The following is a 19,145-nucleotide window of genomic DNA, read 5'->3' on the forward strand; positions in this document are numbered from 1 at the left end:
GCCGTCCGGAGGTCCCCATGCCAGAGCAGCAGCCCCTCTCCACCGAGTCCGCGGCCTTTCGCGCCGCCCTCGACGTCGTACGCGCCGTCGAGCCGCGCGTCGCCGACGCCATCGGCCAGGAGGTCGCCGACCAGCGCGAGATGCTCAAGCTGATCGCCTCGGAGAACTACGCCTCGCCGGCCACGCTCCTCGCGATGGGCAACTGGTTCAGCGACAAGTACGCCGAGGGCACCGTCGGCCGCCGCTTCTACGCCGGCTGCCGCAACGTCGACACCGTGGAGTCCCTCGCCGCCGAGCACGCCCGCGAGCTCTTCGGCGCCCGGCACGCCTACGTCCAGCCGCACTCCGGCATCGACGCCAACCTCGTCGCCTTCTGGGCCGTCCTCGCCGACCGGGTCGAGGCGCCCTTCCTGGAGAAGACCGGGGCCCGCCAGGTCAACGACCTCTCCGAGGCCGACTGGGCCGAGCTGCGCCAGGCCTTCGGCAACCAGCGCATGCTGGGCATGTCGCTGGACGCCGGCGGCCACCTCACCCACGGCTTCCGCCCGAACATCTCCGGCAAGATGTTCGACCAGCGCTCCTACGGCACCGACCCGGCGACCGGCCTCATCGACTACGAGGCGCTGCGCGCCCAGGCCCGCGAGTTCAAGCCGCTGATCGTCGTCGCGGGCTACTCGGCGTACCCCCGTCTGGTGAACTTCCGGATCATGCGCGAGATCGCCGACGAGGTCGGCGCGACGCTCATGGTGGACATGGCGCACTTCGCGGGCCTCGTCGCCGGCAAGGTCCTCACCGGCGACTTCGACCCGGTCCCGCACGCCCAGATCGTCACCACCACCACCCACAAGTCGCTGCGCGGCCCGCGCGGCGGCATGGTCCTGTGCGACGACTCCCTCAAGGACCAGGTGGACCGCGGCTGCCCGATGGTCCTCGGCGGTCCGCTGCCGCACGTCATGGCCGCCAAGGCGGTCGCCCTGGCCGAGGCCCGGCAGCCCTCCTTCCAGGACTACGCCCAGCGCATCGTCGACAACTCCCGCGCGCTCGCCGAGGGCCTGATGCGCCGCGGCGCCACGCTGGTGACCGGCGGCACCGACAACCACCTCAACCTGATCGACGTCGCCACGTCCTACGGCCTCACCGGCCGCCAGGCCGAGGCCGCCCTGCTCGACTCGGGCATCGTCACCAACCGCAACGCCATCCCGGCCGACCCCAACGGCGCCTGGTACACCTCCGGCATCCGCGTCGGCACCCCCGCGCTGACCACCCGGGGCCTCGGCACGGCGGAGATGGACGAGGTGGCGGGCCTGATCGACCGGGTCCTGACGACCACCGAGGCGGGCACCACCAAGTCGGGCGCCCCCAGCAAGGCGTCCCACGTCCTGGACCAGAAGGTCTCCGAGGAGATCGCCCAGCGCGCGACGGACCTGGTGTCGGGCTTCCCGCTGTACCCCGAGGTCGACCTGGGCTGACGGACGCCCCAAGGGCGGTGGGCCCAGGGGGCGCGGGGAGCCGCGCGATCGGCCACGACCGGTCCGCGGCCCCCGCGCCCCCTTCACGTCCCGGGCCGTTCCCACCGTCAGCCGATGAGAGAATGGGCAACATGGCCCCTGCTGAAAAGCCTCGTGTGCTCTCCGGAATCCAGCCCACCGCCGGTTCGTTCCACCTCGGCAACTACCTCGGTGCCGTCCGCCAGTGGGTGGCCCTGCAGGAGTCCCACGACGCGTTCTACATGGTCGTCGACCTGCACGCGATCACGGTCCCGCAGGACCCGCGGGAGCTGCGCGCCAACACGCGCCTGGCCGCCGCCCAGCTCCTCGCGGCCGGTCTCGACCCGGACCGCTGCACCCTCTTCGTGCAGAGCCACGTCCCCGAGCACGCCCAGCTCGCCTGGGTGATGAACTGCCTCACCGGCTTCGGCGAGGCCAGCCGCATGACCCAGTTCAAGGACAAGTCCGCCAAGCAGGGCGCGGACCGGGCGAGCGTCGGCCTGTTCACCTACCCGGTCCTCCAGGTCGCCGACATCCTGCTGTACCAGGCGAACGAGGTGCCGGTGGGCGAGGACCAGCGCCAGCACATCGAGCTGACCCGGGACCTGGCCGAGCGCTTCAACGGGCGCTTCGGGCAGACGTTCACGATCCCGTCGCCGTACATCCTCAAGGAGACGGCGAAGATCTACGACCTCCAGGACCCGACGATCAAGATGAGCAAGTCGGCGTCCACGCCGAAGGGCCTCATCAACCTGCTCGACGAGCCGAGGGCCACGGCCAAGAAGGTCAAGAGCGCCGTCACCGACACCGACACCGTGATCCGCTACGACGCGGAGAACAAGCCGGGCGTCTCCAACCTCCTCACCATCTACTCCACGCTCACCGGCAGGCCGGTCGCCGAGCTGGAGCGGGACTACGAGGGCAAGATGTACGGCGCCCTCAAGACCGATCTCGCCGAGGTCATGGTCGAGTTCGTGACGCCGTTCCGGGAGCGCACGCAGCAGTACCTGGACGACTCCGAGACGCTCGACTCGGTCCTGGCCAAGGGCGCCGAGAAGGCACGCGCGGTCGCCGCGGAGACCCTCGCCCAGGCGTACGACAGGGTCGGATTCCTGCCGGCGAAGCACTAGGAGCACGGACCGGCGCCGGGGGCGCACGACCCTACACACGTCCGACCGGGCAGAGCGCTGCACATCACTTCCGCTGCGCCTGCCCAGGGGACATCCGTGGCCGTACAGTCGATATCCGGCGGCCCCGGCGGGACGCCCGACAAGACGACAGACGCGACGACAGGAGACGACGTGGGGACCGTAACGATCGGCGTGTCGATCGCGGTCCCGGAGCCCCACGGCAGCCTGCTCCAGGAGCGGCGCGCGGGCTTCGGCGACGTCGCGGCTCACGGCATCCCCACGCACGTCACCCTGCTGCCGCCGACCGAGGTGGACGAGTCCGGTCTGGGGGCCGTCGAGGCGCACCTCAGCCGGGTCGCCGCGGCCGGCCGGCCGTTCCCGATGCGGCTCTTCGGCACGGGCACCTTCCGTCCGCTGTCCCCGGTGGTCTACGTCCGCATCGTCCAGGGCGCCGAGGACTGCACCCGGCTCCAGCAGCGCATCCGCGACGCCTCCGGACCGGTGGCCCGCGAGCTGCTGTTCCCGTACCACCCGCACGTCACCGTGGCGCACGGCATCGACGACGCGGCGATGGACCGCGCCTTCGAGGAGCTGGCCGGCTTCGACGCCGAGTGGCCGTGCACCGGCTTCGCGCTGTACGAGCAGGGCTCCGACGGGGTGTGGCGCAAGCTGCGCGAGTACCCGTTCGGGGGAACCGTGGTGCCGCCGCAGGCGCTCCGCGGGGTCGGCCGCAGCACGGTCGCGTAGCGCCGGGCCCCGGTCCCGCGGCGCGGGCGCTACAGCGGGAGGCGCCGGAACAGCGCCCGCGGCGCGTGCCGCAGCACCGTCATCACCAGCCGGAGGGCGCCCGGCACCCACACCGCTTCGGAGCGGCGGCGCAGGCCCAGCTCGATCGCGGTGGCGACCGCCTCCGGGGTGGTCGGGAACGGCTCCCGGGCACGGCCCGCCGTCATCCGCGTACGCACGAACCCGGGGCGTACGACCATCACGTGCACACCGGTGCCGTAGAGGGCGTCGCCGAGGCCCTGGGCGAAGGTGTCGAGGCCGGCCTTGCTGGATCCGTAGATGAAGTCGCCGCGGCGGGCGCGCTCGCCCGCGGCGGCGGACAGGACCACCAGGGAGCCGTGGCCCTGCGTCTGCAGTGCGCGGGCGGCGACCAGCCCCGCGGAGACGGCCCCGGTGTAGTTGGTCTGGGCGACCCGCACGGCGCGCAGGGGCTCGCGTTCGTCGTGGGCCTGGTCGCCGAGGACCCCGAAGGCGAGCAGCACCAGGTCGATGGCGCCCTCGGCGAAGACCTTGCCGAGGACGCCCTCGTGGGACTCCGGGTCGAGGGCGTCGAAGCGGACCGTACGGACGTCCGCGCCGAGGACGCGCAGGCTCTCGGCGGCCTCCTCCAGCGCGGGTGAGGGACGGCCGGCCAGCCACACCGTGCGGGCGCGGCGGGCGATCAGCCGGCGGGCGGTGGCGAGCGCGATCTCGGACGTGCCGCCGAGGACGAGCAGGGACTGGGGGAGGCCGAAGGCGTCCTTCACAGGCATGCACGTGACCGTATCGTCAGCATGTGGGGCATTGGTCCAGAAACGTCATCTCGGTCGGCGAAACGTCACCCGAAGGTGGGACCCTCCAGGCCACCGTTCCATGGTTCCGGGGTACCCGGACATGGGACTTCCGTGGTGAGGGCAGGGGCGGATCATGGACTGGCTGAAGAGGCTGCCCGGCATCGGGCCGATCGTGACCCGCCTGACGACCACGCACGCGTGGCGCTCGTACGAACGGCTGGACCGGGTGAAGTGGGCACGGCTGGCCGCGGCGATGACCTTCGTCAGCTTCGTGGCGCTGTTCCCGCTGCTGACCGTGTCCGCGGCCGTCACCGCCGCCACCCTCAGCCCGGCCCAGCAGCGCAACGTCGAGCACAAGATCGCCGAGCAGTTCCCCGGTGTCGTCTCCAGCCAGCTGGACCTCACCTCCCTGGTCCAGAACGCCGGCACCGTCGGCGTCATCGCGGGCGCCGCGCTGCTGCTCACCGGCATCGGCTGGGTGGGCCAGGTACGGGACTGCCTGCGCGCCGTCTGGGAGCTGCCGGACCAGCAGCAGAACCCGCTGCTCGCCAAGGTCAAGGACGCCGGCATCCTGATCGGCTTCGGCGGCGCCCTGCTGTTCACACTCGCCGCGTCCACGCTCGCGTCGGCCGCCGTGGGCAAGGTGTCCGAGCAGCTCGGCCTCGCCCAGCACGGCTGGGGCACCGCGCTGCTGCGCGTCGCCGCGTTCGCCGTCGCCGTGCTCGCCGACTTCCTCGTCCTGCTCTACGTCCTGACCCTGTTGCCCGGGGCGGAGCCGCCGCGCCGCCGCCTGCTGGTGGCCGCGTTGCTCGGCGCGATCGGCTTCGAACTGCTCAAACTGCTGCTCAGCGGCTACATCCAGGGGGTCGCCGCGAAGAGCATGTACGGCGCGTTCGGCGTCCCCGTGGCGCTGCTGCTGTGGATCAACTTCACCGCGAAACTCGTGCTGTTCTGCGCCGCCTGGACGGCGACGCGGAGCAAGGAGTACGAGGTCACGACCGTGGCCGACGACGCATCAGATCGGGCAGCGGCCACCGGCGGTTGACCAGGAACGCCCCGCCCGCGAGCAGCACCAGCAGCCCGCCCGCGAGGGCCAGGGCGGTGCCGACCCCGCCGGAGCCGGACCCGGCGGCCGCGCTCGCCACGGGCTTCGAGCCGGCGCCGGCTCCGCCGGAACCCGGAGTGTGTCCCGGGGCGGCACTGGGCGCCCCGCCGGCCGGCGCGGCGCTCTTCGGCGCCACGAGACCGCCCACCGGGCTGACCTTGCCGGCCGCCTGGAAGCCCCAGTCCAGCAGCTTCGCGGCCTCCCGGTAGACCTCGTTGTGCTCGTGCTTCTGCGGGTTCATCACGGTGACCAGCAGCACCTTGCCGCCGCGCTCCGCGACCCCGGTGAAGGTCGCGCCCGCGTTGGTGGTGTTGCCGTTCTTCACGCCCGCGATGCCCTGGTACACGGGGACGTCGGTGTCGCCGCTCAGCAGCCGGTTGGTGTTCTGGATCTCGCCGCTGCCGAACCTGGCCCGCACGGTCGCGCAGTAGTCGCGGAAGTCCTTCTTCTGCAGCCCCGAGCGGGCGAACAGCGACAGGTCGTACGCCGACGACACCTGGCCCGGTTCGTCGTAGCCGTCGGGGCTGACCACGTGCGTGTCCAGGGCCTGCAGTTCGTCGGCGTGGTCCTGCATGTCCCTGACGGTCTGTTCGACGCCGCCGTTCATGTGTGCCAGCACGTGCACCGCGTCGTTGCCCGAGCGCAGGAACACCCCGAGCCACAGGTCGTGGACGGAGTAGCCGTGCCCCTCCTTTATCCCGACCACGCTGGAGCCGGCGCCCATGCCCGCGAGGTCCGCAGGGACCACCGTGTGCTCCATCGTCTTGGGGAAGCGGGGCAGCACGGTGTCCGCGAACAGCATCTTCAGCGTGCTCGCCGGGGGCAGCCGCCAGTGGGCGTTGTGCGCCGCCAGCACCTCGCCCGTCTCGGCGTCGGAGACGATCCACGAGCGCGCGGTGAGGTCCTTCGGCAGCACCGGGACGCCGGGAGCGAGATTGACCTGTGTGCCCGGCTGCCCGAGCCGGGTGCCGCCGACGGTGGACATCACGGCCGGGGGTGCGGCCGCGGGGCCCGTCGTGGGCGTGGGGGAGGCGAGGGCGGCGGGTGCGGTGACGGACAGGGACAGCAGGGTGGCGGAGGTGACCAGCAGCGATCGCCGGACGGTCTTCTTGGGTGCGGGCACGGTCGGAAACGTACCTGCCGTGGGCCGTGAAGTCCCGCGCCCCGCCCCACCCCCGACACGGAACCGGACAGCGGGCCGCGATACTGGTGCCATGAAGCTCAGCCGCCCTGTCTCCTGGTTCCTGCTCGCCTTCGGGGTGTGGAGCTGGTTCATCTGGATCACTTTCGTCAAGAACCTGGTCAAGGACGGCAGCGGTCTCGCCTTCCACGACGGCCACCCGACCGCGTACTTCTGGATCCACCTGCTGCTGGCGGTCGTTTCCTTCGTATTGGGGACGGTCATCGGCGTCATCGGGTTGCGCGGCGTGCGCGCACTGCGCCGGACGTCATAGCGCCCATCCGGCGGGACCGCTCCCATGACTGTGGGGGAGCTGTGAAATCCGGAGGAAACAACGCCTCGGTAAGTTCTTCCACAACTGGTCAGAAAGCCCTTCCCACCGGTGAAACCCGTGTGATTAGGTGAGCCGCGCCACTTAGGGGAGTGGCGCGCCATCATGCTGGGCCAGGGGTAGGGCCTTCACGGGCCTGGGGAGGGCACCACCATGCGATCTGTTCGCATGCGGATTCTCATCACACTGCTCGTACTCGCGGTCGTGGGAATCGGCGGCTGGCAGCTGCTGCCGTCGCAGGAGAACAAGAACAAGACCATCAGCGTCGGGACGACTGACGCCGTCACCGCGCTCGACCCGGCCGGCGCCTACGACGCCGGTTCCTGGGCCCTGTTCAGCAATGTCTTCCAGACGCTGCTGACCTTCGAGCCGGACGGGGTCGCACCGGTGCCGGACGCGGCGCAGAGCTGCGCGTTCCAGGGCAGCGGCCTGAGGACGTTCCGGTGCACGCTGCGTGCCGGGATCACCTTCCCGAGCGGGCGCGCCATGACCGCCGAGGACGTCAAGTACTCCTTCGACCGGGTCAGGAAGATCAACTCCGACGTCGGTCCGGCGTCCCTGCTCTCCACGCTGGCCTCGGTCACCGCGGACGACGCGAAGACGGTCACCTTCCACCTGTCGTCCCCGGACGCCACCTTCCCGCTGAAGGTCGCGACCGGCGCCGGCTCGATCGTGGACAAGGAGAAGTACCCGGCCGGCGCGCTGCGCACCGGCTCCTCGGTCGACGGCACCGGCCCGTACACGCTGACGTCGTACACCAAGGACAAGCAGGCCGATCTCGCGCCGAACGGCCACTACAAGGGCTACCTCAGCGGCACGGGACGCCCGATCGAGCTGCGCTACTACGCCGACTCCGAGAAGCTCGACAGCGCCTGGAAGGCCAAGCGGATCGACGTCGCGTCGCGCACGCTGCCGCCGGGCACGCTGTCCGCGCTGAACCCGAGCGACCCGAACAACCGCGTCTCCGTCTCCGACAGCTCCGAGACCCGCAACCTGTACCTCAACACCCACGCGAACTCCCCGCTGCACGACGTGCGGGTGCGCCGGGCGATGGCCTGGCTGGTCAACCGCGAGCAGCTGGCCGCGACGGTCTACCAGGGCACGGTCGACCCGCTGTACTCGCTGATCCCGACCGGCATCACGGGGCACACCACGTCCTTCTTCGACGACTACCCGACGCAGAACGTGAAGAAGGCGCGCGAGCTGCTCACCGAGGCCGGGGTCACCCTGCCGGTGCGCTTCACCTTCGGCTACGGCCGGGGGCGGGGCGCGGGCGAGCAGGAGGCCGCGGCGCTGAAGCGGCAGCTGGAGGCGAGCGGGCTGTTCAAGGTGGACGTCCAGGGCTACGAGTGGACCGACTTCCAGAAGCGCTGGGCCGCCGGGAAGATGGACGCGTGGGCGGTCGGCTGGGTGGCCGACTACCCGGACGCGGACACCTTCGGCGCCCCGCTCGTCGGCACCGGCTCCACGATGAGCACGGGCTTCAGCGACAAGGCCGTCGACCAGCTCATCCTGCACAGCCAGCAGTTCGCCGACCGCAGCCGCGCCGCGAACGACTTCCGGGACATCCAGGCGGACGTGGCCACCGAGGTGCCGCTGATCCCGCTGTGGCAGGCCAAGGAGTACGTGGCCAGCACCGAGGACGTGGGCGGCGGCCAGTACCTGGACGACGGCACCGGCGTGTTCCGCCTGTGGCGCCTGAACTGGATCTGATCAGCCGCTCGTCCCGTCCCGCCCCCTGGCCCCCGGGTCCGGCAGCACCTTCGTCATGCCGGGCAGGAAGTCCGTGAACAGCTCGTGGATCTCCAGGACCAGGGGGCGCAGCACCCGGAAGCGGGCCAGGGCGACCCCGCGGGCGGTGAGGCGGGCGCCGCGCCGGGCCAGCCGGTAGCTGCGCTCACGGTCCTCCGTGCGGTCGAAGACCCAGTACAGGACCAGGCCCATCTGGGACAGCCACATCAACTCCGGGAGTATGTCCCTCAGTTCGGGCGCGACCTTGGACTTGGAGCCGGCCAGGACCTGCCGGTGCACGCTGATCGCCTGCTCGCGGGCGTGCTCGCTCTCCGGGGAGAAGGGGCTGAGCGGGCTGTCGGGGTCGGCGGCGTTCTTGAAGAACTGCACCGCGAACTCGTGGTACGGCCGGGCGATGTCCAGCCAGGCGGTGAGCACGCCCGCGAGCCGCGCCTCCAGGTCGGTCTCCCGGTCCAGGATCTCCCGGACCGCCTGCTGGTGCTCGGCGGCGATCCGGTCGTAGAAGCCCTGGATCAGGTGCTCCTTGCCCTCGAAGTAGTAGTAGGCGTTGCCGACGGAGACCCCGGCCTCCTGGGCGATGGCCCGCATCGTCGTCTTGTCGTACCCGCGTTCCTGGAACAGCCGCATCGCGGTCTCCAGGATCAGCGCGCGGGTCTGCTCGGACTTGCTGCTCTGGGGGCCGGCCGCCTCGGGACCGTCGTTCTTCGCGGGCACGGTAGAAGAGCCTAACGAGTGCCCCGGGCACCGACCGAGCGGGCCGGTTCAGCCCCGGCGGCCCAGCTCGGGGCGCTTGGTGTAGTCCGTGAGGCCGAGGACGTTGCCCCACGGGTCGGCGATCTCCACCGTCCAACCGGTGGCCACCGGGAACACGTCGTCCAGCACCTGGATGCCGGCGGCGGCGAGCCCCCGCGCGGCCACCCGCGCGTCCGGCACCTCCAGCCACACGCGCGGCGAGGGCCAGGGCGGCGTCCGGCGGCCCAGTTCCGGCTCCGCCCGCAGCAGGATCCCGGGCGTCTCGCCCCCGACCTTCAGCAGCGCGATGCCGGCCTCGTCGAGGCGGAACCCCACGGTGAACCCGGCCCGCTCGTAGTAGCCGACCGCCTCGGCGAGGTCGCCGACGGGCAGCAGCACGTTGTCGAACCCGAGCAGCTCGTACGACTCTTTGTCTGACATGTCGTCAGATTAGAGCCGGGGGCCGCGGAACCCCGTCAAAAACGCCCGAGGGCCCCGCTTCCGGAGGATCGGAAGCGGGGCCCTCGGGAGGGACCGGGAGGATCAGTAGCGGCGCGTGATCAGCGCGCGCTTCACTTCCTGGATCGCCTTCGTGACCTCGATGCCGCGCGGGCAGGCGTCCGTGCAGTTGAAGGTCGTGCGGCAGCGCCACACGCCGTCGCGGTCGTTCAGGATCTCCAGGCGCTGCTCGCCCGCCTCGTCACGGCTGTCGAAGATGAAGCGGTGGGCGTTCACGATCGCGGCCGGGCCGAAGTACTGGCCGTCGTTCCAGAACACCGGGCAGGAGGAGGTGCAGGCGGCGCACAGGATGCACTTCGTCGTGTCGTCGAAGCGCGCGCGGTCCTCGGCGGACTGCAGCCGCTCGCGGGTGGGCTCGTTCGTCTCCTTGGTGACCAGGAACGGCATGACGTCCCGGTACGCCTGGAAGAACGGCTCCATGTCCACGACCAGGTCCTTCAGGACCGTGAGGCCCTTGATGGGCTCGACCGTGATCGGCTTCTCGGGGTTGATGTCCTTGATCAGCGTCTTGCAGGCGAGGCGGTTCTTGCCGTTGATCCGCATCGCGTCCGAGCCGCAGATGCCGTGCGCGCACGAGCGGCGGAAGGTGAGGGTGCCGTCGACGTCCCACTTGATCTTGTGGAGACCGTCGAGGACACGCTCCTTCGGGTCGATCTCCAGCTGGAAGTCTTCCCAGACCGCCTCGGCCGAGACCTCCGGGTTGAACCGGCGGATCCGGAAGGTGACCGTGATGTAGGGGGAGTCGGCGAAGCCGGGCTCGGGCTGGCCGGCCGCGTCCGCCTTGTCCAGAACAGGGGTAGCCATCAGTACTTACGCTCCATCGGCTGGTAGCGGGTCTGGACGACCGGCTTGTAGTCGAGACGGACGGTTTCCGAGCCGTCGGCGCCGACCTCGCGGTACGCCATGGTGTGGCGCATGAAGTTGACGTCGTCGCGGTTCGGGTAGTCCTCGCGGTAGTGACCGCCGCGGGACTCCTTGCGGGCCAGTGCCGAGACGGCCATGACCTCGGCCAGCTCCAGCAGGTTGCCCAGCTCGATGGCCTCCAGCAGGTCCGTGTTGAACCGCTTGCCCTTGTCCTGGATCGACACGTTCTTGTAGCGCTCGCGCAGCTCGGCGATCTTCTCGACGGCCGTCTTGATCGTCTGCTCGGTGCGGAAGACCATGACGTTGGCGTCCATGGTCTCCTGCAGCTCGCGGCGGATCGTGGCCACCCGCTCGTTGCCGGTGGAGTTGCGCAGCCGCTCGATCTGCTCGACGACCAGCGCCTCCGGGTTCTCCGGCAGCTCGACGAAGTCCGCCTTGTCGGCGTACTCGGCCGCGGCGATGCCCGAACGGCGGCCGAAGACGTTGATGTCCAGCAGCGAGTTGGTGCCGAGGCGGTTGGCGCCGTGCACGGAGACACAGGCGACCTCGCCGGCCGCGTACAGACCCGGGACGACGGTGGTGTTGTCCGACAGGACCTCACCCTCGACGTTGGTCGGGATGCCGCCCATCGCGTAGTGCGCGGTCGGCTGGATCGGGATCGGGTCCGTGTACGGCTCGATGCCGAGGTACGTGCGCGCGAACTCGGTGATGTCCGGGAGCTTCGCGTCCAGCTGCTCCGGCGGCAGGTGGGTCAGGTCGAGGTAGACGTGGTCGCCCTCGGGACCGCAGCCGCGGCCCTCGCGGATCTCCGTGTAGATGGAGCGGGACACGACGTCACGGGACGCGAGGTCCTTCATGACCGGCGCGTACTTCTCCATGAAGCGCTCGCCGTCCTTGTTGCGGAGGATGCCGCCCTCACCGCGGGCGCCCTCCGTCAGCAGGATGCCCATGCGCCAGATGCCGGTCGGGTGGAACTGGAAGAACTCCATGTCCTCCAGCGGGATGCCCCGGCGGTAGCACGCGGCCTGGCCGTCACCGGTCAGGGTGTGCGCGTTGGAGGTCACCTTGAAGAACTTGCCGGTGCCGCCGGAGGCGTAGATCACGGACTTCGCCTGGAAGACGTGGATCTCGCCGGTGGCCAGCTCGTACGCCACGACGCCGGCCGAGTGCTTGACGCCGTCGACCTCGGTGATCAGCTGGTCCAGGACGTAGAACTCGTTGAAGAACTCCACGCCCTCCTTGACGCAGTTCTGGTACAGGGTCTGGAGGATCATGTGGCCGGTGCGGTCCGCGGCGTAGCAGGACCGGCGGACCGGGGCCTCGCCGTGGTTGCGGGAGTGGCCGCCGAAGCGGCGCTGGTCGATCGTGCCGTTCGGGGTCCGGTTGAACGGCAGGCCCATCTTCTCCAGGTCGAGGACGGCGTCGATGGCCTCCTTCGCCAGGATCTCGGCGGCGTCCTGGTCGACCAGGTAGTCACCGCCCTTGACCGTGTCGAAGGTGTGCCACTCCCAGTTGTCCTCCTCCACGTTCGCCAGCGCGGCGGCCATGCCGCCCTGCGCGGCGCCCGTGTGGGAGCGGGTGGGGTAGAGCTTGGTCAGCACTGCGGTGCGGCTGCGCTTCGTCGCCTCGATGGCGGCGCGCATGCCCGCGCCGCCGGCGCCGACGATGACTGTGTCGTACTTGTGGATCTTCATGATTCTCGCAGCCCCGTGCCTAGCGGATGTTCGGGTCGAAGGTGAAGATCACCAGCGTGCCCAGCAGGATGGTCCACACCGTGGCGGTGTACAGCAGGGCCTTCAGCCACATGCGGGAGGCCGCACGCTCGGCGTAGTCGTTGATGACCGTGCGCAGGCCGTTGGCGCCGTGGAGCATCGCGAGCCAGAGCATCAGCAGGTCCCAGACCTGCCACCAGGGGGACGCCCAGCGGCCCGCCACGAAGGCGAAGCCGATCTTGGACACGCCGCCGTCCAGCACGAGCTGGATCACCAGGTGGCCGATGACCAGGACGACCAGGACGACGCCGGACAGGCGCATGAACAGCCAGGCCGCCAGCTCGAAGTTGCCCCGGGTCGACTTCGGGGTCTTCTTGGTGCGCTTGCGCGGCGCCTCGATGAACGGGGCCGGGTTGTCGGCGTCGTAGCTCACGCCCTCGACGGGGCCGACGCCGGACGCGGTGGTTTCAGTGGTGGACATCGGCGTCAGCTCCCGAACAGGACACGAACGGCGTGGCCGAGCACGGGGTAGATCGCGCCGACCATCAGGACGACCCAGACACCCATCACGGTCCAGAACATCTGCTTCTGGTAGCGCGGGCCCTTCGACCAGAAGTCGACGGCGATGACGCGCAGGCCGTTGAGCGCGTGGAAGAGGATGGCGGCGACGAGGCCGTACTCCAGCAGCGCGACGATCGGCGTCTTGTACGTGGCTACGACCTTGTCGTAGTCCTCTGGGGAGACACGCACGAGAGCGGTGTCCAGCACATGAACGAACAGGAAGAAGAAGATGAGGACGCCGGTGACTCGGTGAGCCACCCAGGACCACATTCCTTCCCGGCCGCGGTACAGCGTTCCAGCCGGCACGGAAGAACCCTCCGGGAGCGGGGACTAGGGCCGCGCCGGCTTCACTGTCGGTCGGGCCCGGCCGGGTACGGTCCACCGGCCCCCAGCATCGTAGCGAGACGCCGCGCCGTGCCTTACGGGGGGCCTACCTGTGTGATCAAACTGGCACCGGATGGCTTAGGCGCCGTGGGGTTACGGGGCGGTCCGTCCCCTTATCTGCCGTGTGCGGACGCATTGTGGCTGGTCGTACGGTCCCCCGGGCCCCGCAGAAGGGCCGCCAGCCGCCCCCTCGCAAGGCGCCGCAGCTCCTCCGCCGCTATGACGCGCTCCTCCTCCGGATCGTTCGCCAATCGTGATCGGATGCGCTCGAGGATGCGGTCGATGGCCTCGTCCGGATGGGTGTCGTCCAGGCAGATGACGAACGCGTGTCCGAATCTCGCCTCGTACGCCGCGTGGGCCGCGCCCAGCGCCATGTGGGCCGCCGAGTACGTGTCCTCCGGCAGCTCCGGCAGGGACTCGCCCGCCAGCGCGTCCGCCAGGTCCGCGGGCGACAGGTCGTACGCCGCCTCGTCCGCCGCCGCCAGCAGGGCGCCCAGGTCGGGGTAGGGGCGGTGGTCCGCGATCCGGTGGGACCAGCGCAGGCTGCGCAGGCAGTGCAGGAGGAGCGCGTGGGCCTCGTCCGCGGGGGTGGCGTTGAAGGCGTCGAGGGGCGTGGGGAGGTAGGGGAGATGATGGGCGGGCAGCGTGGGTCCTCGCGTCACATGTGGTGTGGCAGGGGATGCTGTGAAAGGTGTGTCGTCAGGTTATCGAGAGTGGTCACTCTGTGTCCGCGTGATGCCCGGAATTCACCCGGACGGGAGAGTTTCGGAACGCTCGAGTGACCGGTGCGGCGGTGATCGGCCGTACGTTGGCACGGTGACCCAGCACAGGCGCCGGGTATCGGCGCGAGCGGTGAAGCGTAAGAGGGCGGCGGTGGCCGCGGCCGTCGTCGGGACCGTCGCGATCGGCACGGGGGTGGGCGTGTGGGCCTCGTCCGGCGGGGGCGGCGGGACGGCGGGAGGCACGTCCGGGCGGACGTCCGCCGCCGACCCGGCCGCACCGAGTCCGACGCCCAGCCGCGCGTATCCGCTGTCCCGGGCGCCGCGCACCATACCGGCGGTCCGCTCCCACACCGCGGAGCGCGGGCCGGGCTGGCGGCCGCAGAAGAGCGACCGGGTGGTGGTGGACGATCCCGCGCTGGCCGACGAGGGGCGGCTGACGGCCGGCGAGCTGGGCATCGCCTACGCCGGGCGGACGAACGACGTACGGGCCGGTGACGTGCGTCTGGCGCTCGGCGGGAGCGGCGGCCAGGAGTCGTACACCATGACCGTGCGCGGGGGGCGGGTCGACATCACCGGCCCCGGCGAGGCCGGCGTCTTCTACGGCACCCGGACCCTGAAGCAGGAGGTCCACGGCGGCGGCACGGCCCCGGAGGGCGTCGTGCGGGACGAGCCGGCCAAGCCGGTGCGCGGGTTCATGCTGGACATCGCGCGCAAGCCGTTCAGCGAGACGTGGATCGAGGACCGAATACGAGAGCTGGGGGACCTGAAGTACAACGAGCTGGGGCTGCACTTCTCCGACGACCAGGCCTTCCGGATCGAGTCCAGCACCCACCCGGAGATCGTCTCCAAGGACCACCTCACCAAGGCACAGGTCAAGCGGATCGTGGACCTGGCGAACAGCCGCCACATCACCGTCGTCCCCGAGATCGACTCGCCGGGGCACCTGGGCGCGATCCTCGCCGCCCACCCCGACCTGCGGCTGCGCGACGCGAGCGGGGCGGTGACCAGGGGCGCGATCGACATCTCCAAGCCCGCCGCCGCGAAGCTCGTGGACGACCTGCTGAACGAGTACTCCGGCCTCTTCACCGGCGGCCAGTGGCACCTCGGTGGTGACGAGTACCAGGCGCTGACGGTCCGGGACCCGGAGGCCTCCTACCCGCAGCTGGCCGCGGCCGCCCGGCAGCGGTTCGGCTCCGGCGGCACCGTCGCCGACCTCGCCACCGGCTGGCTGAACGACCGCGCCGACACCGTCCGCCCCCACGGCAAGGCGATGCGGGCCTGGAACGACGGCTTCTACCGTGGCGCCTCGGTGCGGCCCGCGGACGACCTCCAGGTCGCCTACTGGACCGGCAAGGAGATCGGCGCCCGGCAGCCGGAGGACTATCTGGGCGCGGGCCGCAAGGTGCTCAACTACAACGACGAGTACCTCTACTACGTCCTCGGGCAGCCGCAGACCTTCGTCTACCCGACGGGCCGGCGCATCTACGAGCAGTGGAACCCGCGGGTGCTGCGCGGCACGGCCGCCGTGCCGGCGAGGTACGACGGGCAGATCCTCGGCGGTTCGTTCGCCGTCTGGGCCGACTTCCCGAACGCGCAGTCCGAGGCGCAGGTCGCCGCCGGCATACGGATGCCGCTCCGGGCCACCGTGCAGAAGCTGTGGGACCCGGGCGCCCCCACGCTCTCCTGGCCGGACTTCCAGGCGCTGGCGAACCGGCTGGGCTGACGGGCCCTACTCCTCTTTAGGTTTGGCTGAAAATCTGCTGCTGTGACACTCCCGCCCCATTGCACGCAGTAAGGGGAAGTGCGGGCTCCGTACCGGTCGGCGCCCTGGCTAGGGAGGCTTCATGAGCCTGGTGGAACTGATCGCGCAGGCCGACGAACGCGGACTGGCCGCCGGTGGGCTGGCGTGTTTGGATCGGTGCCTCCCCCTCCTCGGCGGCGACGACGAGCTGCTCCGCCCGCTGTGGGGGAGCCTCGCCGACGGCTCCGACTGGGGCGCCCAGCTGGAGAAGGCGCGCGACGCGCTGGGCGCCGGGCAGCCCGACGACGAGGCCGCCGTGCTCGCGCGCCGCATGCTGGACGCGGCCCCGGCCGAGCGCACCGCCGGTGCCCTGCGCCCCTGGGTCGAGGCCTGCTCGGTCGCCTCCCTGCGCGTCCACCGGCTGCTCGACCCCGCCGCCGACGGCACCGCGGACGCCGGCGCCCTCGACGCCGGGCGCGCGGGCGACACCGGGGACCTGCCCCCGCTCGTCGCCGCCGAGCTGCGCCGCCAGACGGCCGTCCTGGAGCTGCTCGCCGGCCACGGCAAGCAGGGCCTGCGCCGCGCCCTGGACCTCTCGGTCGAGGGGCGCCGGGTGCTGCGCGCGGTGGTCTCCCGCCGGGCCCGGTGCACCGCCGAACCCGGCGCATAAGCCCCCGTACCGGCGGTAAACCCTGCGTGTGCGGGAGTCCTGTGACTGTCGTGCGGTGGAGGTGGGGCAATCCTGCGGCAGTTGCCGAAACGTTTCGATTGGCGGTGACGGAAGTCCGGCCCGGCTCGCTCTTCCCTATGTGACAGCCCATGTGACAGCTCAGACGACGGCCCCGGACGGGACGGCGCGGCACGAGACCAGGCCGAACGCGGCGGCGAAGCCGGTGCGGTGGGCGGCGGACGCGGTCGCCACGATGCGCGAGGGTGCCCGGGTGCGGCTCGACTACTCGGCGCAGAGCCTGTGGCGGGTCGACCGCATGATCGAGGAGATAGCACGCGAAGGTCCCCCGTACGCGGCGGTCGAGAGCGCCTTGCGCGGCTTCGGCGCCTACGCCGGCGAGGTGATCGCCCGCCAGACCGGTGCCGAGTGGTGGGCGACCGGCGGCGAGCACTGGGTGCGCACCCCCGACGGCCGGCTCTGGGACCCCATCGATGAGGCCCGCCGCTGCTACGGCGGCCACGGCTCGCTGCGCCTGCTGTGCCGGGACGCGACCGCCGCCGGCTGACCGGCCCGGGCCCGCCCGCACGGGCCGCGGCATGAGGCTCGTGCCCACGACCGCGCCGGCCGGCGCTCCGGGGCCCGACCTTCCGGGCACGGCCGTACGTGCGCGGCCGGCCCCCGGATGCCCGCTCGCTCCGGCGTTCCCTCGCCGTCCGCGCCCGCGCCCGCACCGGGGACGGCGCGGGTGACGGCCCCGGCACCGCCCGGCGCCGCGCCGCCGGGCGTCGGCCACGCTCTTCGCCGCACCCCCGGCGGCCTGTGCGCACGGGTCCTGCGAGGACTCAACCGCTCCACCCCCGGGATACGGAGACGACGACACCGCCTGCCACGGGCGGCACTCGTACAGCGCACCGCTCCGCCGGATCGTCACCGGCCGGGAGCGGCCCGCCCGGTGGCACCCCACCCTGTGACACTTCTGTGAGGGGCGACGCTGATGACCGTGGAAGGCGGGGACACGGCCGGAGCCTGTCGCACCGTGAGGGACGCGCCACGCAGTGGCCATGAACTCGGCACATCGGGGACGGTCTTGGGCCAGGGAGGAGACCCCCGCCGCGCGCATCCGCGGGACGGGGAGCTGGGCGCGGCCGTCGCGCGGGCCCAGGACGGTGACGAGACCGCCTTCGCGGTCGCCTACCGGATCGTGCAGCCCGGCCTCCTGGGGTATCTGCGCGGCATCGTCGGCGAGGACGCGGAGGACGTGGCCGGCGACGCCTGGCTGGAGATCGCCCGGGACCTGGGCCGGTTCACGGGCGACGGCGCAGGCTTCCGCGGCTGGACCGCGACCATCGCCCGGCACCGCGCCCTCGACCATCTGCGCCGCCGCCGCACCCGGCCGCGGGCGGCCACGCTCGACCAGGACGTGCTCGAACTGCCCGGCCCGCACAGCACCCACGACCAGGCCCTGGAGTCCCTGTCCACCGAGCGGGCGCTGGAACTGGTCGGCGCGCTGCCCCAGGACCAGGCCGAGGCCGTGCTGCTGCGGGTGGTCGTCGGCCTCGACGGCCCGGCCGCCGCCCGCGTCCTCGGCAAGCGCCCCGGCGCGGTCCGCACCGCCGCCTACCGCGGTCTGAAGCGTCTCGCCCGGCAACTGGGCGTCCAGGAGGCGGCCGACGCCGGTGTGACGGACCACGGCCCCCGGACGCTGGGTGAGTCGACGTGAACGCCACCGGGCGCGAGCCGTATGCATACGGGGGGACCGGCGGACCCCGTGTCCGGGCGGCCCCCGCGTCCGGACGGGACGAGGACGGGAACGGTCATGGGTGAACGGCACAGCGGCGACGGGCCGCCCGGCCGCCGGCGCGCACGCCCCGGCCGCACCCTGTCCACACCCCGGTGCGCGGACGCGGACTTCGGAAGCCCGGACCTGCAGGCGCGGTTGGGCGTGGTCCTGCGCCCGGACGGCGTCGACCCCGAGGCCGAGCGCCGGGCCGTGGCCGCCTTCCGCGCCGCCCGCGAGGCCGGGGCGCACCGGGCGCGGACCCGGTCCCGCGACGACTGGCGGCCCGCACGACCGCGTGGCGGCCGCCGCTCGCTGCGGACCGTGCTGTCCGTGGCGCTCGCCTCCCTCACGCTGGGCGGTGTCGCCGTCGCGGCCATCGGCTCCGCCGGTTACGGCGCGCACGGCCGCCGGCCCGCCTCGCGGCCGGTGCGCCCGTCCGTGAGCGCGCCGCACCGGACGGCGGCCGAGCCGTCGGCCACCGGCACCGGGTCCGCCCGGCCCGCCACCCGTCCCGGCCGTCCGGCCACCGCCCGGGACACCCTGGCCCACTGCCGCGCCTTCGAGAAGGCGGGCGGCCGGGGCCACTCCCTGGACGCGACGGACTGGCAGCGGCTCGTCACCGCCGCGGGCGGTGCGGACGGGGTCGCGGCCTACTGCGCCGCCCAGACGGCGCAGGAACCCTCCGGTAAGGGGCACTCCTCCGGAAAAACCGGCAAATCAGGCCGAACCAAGGCAAATTCGAAGCCGACGTCGGCGCACTCGAAGCCGGCCGGCGGTAAGAAGTGAGCGTGGCCCGGTAAGAGGGGCGGGACCGCCCCGGACCGGCGGGGCCGCGAGGCCCGGTCGGGGGGAGAACTCCGGCGAACGGGCCCCTCACGGGGGGGCCATGGCAACGGCCGGGGCCGCCACCCCCCAC

20 protein-coding genes are annotated in these 19,145 nt (G+C 71.8%); 11 read left to right on the forward strand and 9 right to left on the reverse strand.

Annotation, left to right across the window (positions count from 1 at the left end):
* The first annotated feature begins 17 nt into the window (after positions 1-17).
* The 3 genes from ACZ7FF_RS14555 to ACZ7FF_RS14565 all read left to right on the forward strand — a co-directional run bounded on the left by ACZ7FF_RS14555 (position 18) and on the right by ACZ7FF_RS14565 (position 3,364).
* Positions 18-1,469 carry a glycine hydroxymethyltransferase gene (locus tag ACZ7FF_RS14555; RefSeq protein WP_470812411.1) on the forward strand — a complete coding sequence of 484 codons (1,452 nt, stop codon included), beginning with the start codon at positions 18-20 and terminating at the stop codon, positions 1,467-1,469.
* Between the two features lie 122 nt (positions 1,470-1,591).
* Positions 1,592-2,617, forward strand: coding sequence for a tryptophan--tRNA ligase (trpS, locus tag ACZ7FF_RS14560; protein ID WP_470812413.1), 1,026 nt, complete (start codon positions 1,592-1,594; stop codon positions 2,615-2,617).
* A 171-nt stretch (positions 2,618-2,788) separates the two neighbouring features.
* On the forward strand, positions 2,789-3,364 hold the full coding sequence (locus ACZ7FF_RS14565; RefSeq protein ID WP_470812414.1) for a 2'-5' RNA ligase family protein: 576 nt from the start codon (positions 2,789-2,791) through the stop codon (positions 3,362-3,364).
* 29 nt (positions 3,365-3,393) lie between these two features.
* Here ACZ7FF_RS14565 and ACZ7FF_RS14570 read toward each other — a convergent pair whose 3' ends face one another.
* Positions 3,394-4,149: a decaprenylphospho-beta-D-erythro-pentofuranosid-2-ulose 2-reductase gene (locus tag ACZ7FF_RS14570; RefSeq protein WP_470812760.1), complete on the reverse strand. Its 756-nt coding sequence runs from the start codon at positions 4,147-4,149 to the stop codon at positions 3,394-3,396.
* Between the two features lie 160 nt (positions 4,150-4,309).
* Between ACZ7FF_RS14570 and ACZ7FF_RS14575 the strand changes: the two genes are divergently transcribed.
* Entirely contained in the window at positions 4,310-5,221 is a 912-nt protein-coding gene (locus ACZ7FF_RS14575; RefSeq protein ID WP_470812416.1) for a YihY/virulence factor BrkB family protein, read from the forward strand.
* Here the strand turns inward: ACZ7FF_RS14575 and ACZ7FF_RS14580 are convergent.
* Positions 5,169-6,404 (reverse strand): D-alanyl-D-alanine carboxypeptidase family protein, encoded by a 1,236-nt coding sequence (locus tag ACZ7FF_RS14580; RefSeq protein ID WP_470812418.1) that lies wholly within the window; start codon positions 6,402-6,404, stop codon positions 5,169-5,171. The genes ACZ7FF_RS14575 and ACZ7FF_RS14580 overlap by 53 nt on opposite strands.
* A gap of 91 nt (positions 6,405-6,495) precedes the next feature.
* Here ACZ7FF_RS14580 and ACZ7FF_RS14585 point away from each other — a divergent pair, with 91 nt between their 5' ends.
* Positions 6,496-6,735, forward strand: coding sequence for an SCO4848 family membrane protein (locus ACZ7FF_RS14585; RefSeq protein WP_470812419.1), 240 nt, complete (start codon positions 6,496-6,498; stop codon positions 6,733-6,735).
* Between the two features lie 225 nt (positions 6,736-6,960).
* Positions 6,961-8,505 (forward strand): ABC transporter substrate-binding protein, encoded by a 1,545-nt coding sequence (locus ACZ7FF_RS14590; RefSeq protein WP_470812421.1) that lies wholly within the window; start codon positions 6,961-6,963, stop codon positions 8,503-8,505.
* Here the strand turns inward: ACZ7FF_RS14590 and ACZ7FF_RS14595 are convergent, their stop codons facing one another.
* From ACZ7FF_RS14595 to ACZ7FF_RS14625, 7 genes are all read right to left on the reverse strand, one after another.
* A complete protein-coding gene (locus ACZ7FF_RS14595) occupies positions 8,506-9,258 on the reverse strand; it encodes a TetR/AcrR family transcriptional regulator (protein WP_470812423.1) in 753 nt (250 codons plus the stop codon). It abuts the gene before it with no gap.
* 48 nt (positions 9,259-9,306) lie between these two features.
* Entirely contained in the window at positions 9,307-9,717 is a 411-nt protein-coding gene (locus ACZ7FF_RS14600) for a VOC family protein (RefSeq protein WP_470812425.1), read from the reverse strand.
* Between the two features lie 102 nt (positions 9,718-9,819).
* A complete protein-coding gene (locus ACZ7FF_RS14605; RefSeq protein ID WP_470812427.1) occupies positions 9,820-10,599 on the reverse strand; it encodes a succinate dehydrogenase iron-sulfur subunit in 780 nt (259 codons plus the stop codon).
* Positions 10,599-12,353: a succinate dehydrogenase flavoprotein subunit gene (gene sdhA / locus ACZ7FF_RS14610; RefSeq protein WP_470812429.1), complete on the reverse strand. Its 1,755-nt coding sequence runs from the start codon at positions 12,351-12,353 to the stop codon at positions 10,599-10,601. Before sdhA ends, ACZ7FF_RS14605 begins: the two co-directional genes overlap by 1 nt.
* A gap of 19 nt (positions 12,354-12,372) precedes the next feature.
* Positions 12,373-12,852 carry a succinate dehydrogenase hydrophobic membrane anchor subunit gene (locus ACZ7FF_RS14615; RefSeq protein WP_470812431.1) on the reverse strand — a complete coding sequence of 160 codons (480 nt, stop codon included), beginning with the start codon at positions 12,850-12,852 and terminating at the stop codon, positions 12,373-12,375.
* A gap of 5 nt (positions 12,853-12,857) precedes the next feature.
* On the reverse strand, positions 12,858-13,238 hold the full coding sequence (gene sdhC, locus ACZ7FF_RS14620; protein ID WP_470812433.1) for a succinate dehydrogenase, cytochrome b556 subunit: 381 nt from the start codon (positions 13,236-13,238) through the stop codon (positions 12,858-12,860).
* A 191-nt stretch (positions 13,239-13,429) separates the two neighbouring features.
* Positions 13,430-13,978 (reverse strand): 2-oxo-4-hydroxy-4-carboxy-5-ureidoimidazoline decarboxylase, encoded by a 549-nt coding sequence (locus ACZ7FF_RS14625; RefSeq protein ID WP_470812435.1) that lies wholly within the window; start codon positions 13,976-13,978, stop codon positions 13,430-13,432.
* A gap of 190 nt (positions 13,979-14,168) precedes the next feature.
* Here ACZ7FF_RS14625 and ACZ7FF_RS14630 point away from each other — a divergent pair, with 190 nt between their 5' ends.
* The 5 genes from ACZ7FF_RS14630 (at position 14,169) to ACZ7FF_RS14650 (ending at position 19,015) form a co-directional block, all read left to right on the forward strand.
* Entirely contained in the window at positions 14,169-15,761 is a 1,593-nt protein-coding gene (locus ACZ7FF_RS14630) for a beta-N-acetylhexosaminidase (RefSeq protein ID WP_470812437.1), read from the forward strand.
* A 121-nt stretch (positions 15,762-15,882) separates the two neighbouring features.
* Positions 15,883-16,449 carry a hypothetical protein gene (locus ACZ7FF_RS14635; protein ID WP_470812438.1) on the forward strand — a complete coding sequence of 189 codons (567 nt, stop codon included), beginning with the start codon at positions 15,883-15,885 and terminating at the stop codon, positions 16,447-16,449.
* 223 nt (positions 16,450-16,672) lie between these two features.
* Entirely contained in the window at positions 16,673-17,014 is a 342-nt protein-coding gene (locus ACZ7FF_RS14640) for a hypothetical protein (RefSeq protein ID WP_470812761.1), read from the forward strand.
* A 522-nt stretch (positions 17,015-17,536) separates the two neighbouring features.
* Positions 17,537-18,169, forward strand: coding sequence for an RNA polymerase sigma factor (locus ACZ7FF_RS14645; RefSeq protein WP_470812440.1), 633 nt, complete (start codon positions 17,537-17,539; stop codon positions 18,167-18,169).
* A 96-nt stretch (positions 18,170-18,265) separates the two neighbouring features.
* Entirely contained in the window at positions 18,266-19,015 is a 750-nt protein-coding gene (locus ACZ7FF_RS14650) for a hypothetical protein (protein ID WP_470812442.1), read from the forward strand.
* The last annotated feature ends 130 nt before the right edge of the window (positions 19,016-19,145 follow it).

The sequence above is a fragment of the Streptomyces sp. NPDC037126 genome (assembly GCF_055605965.1).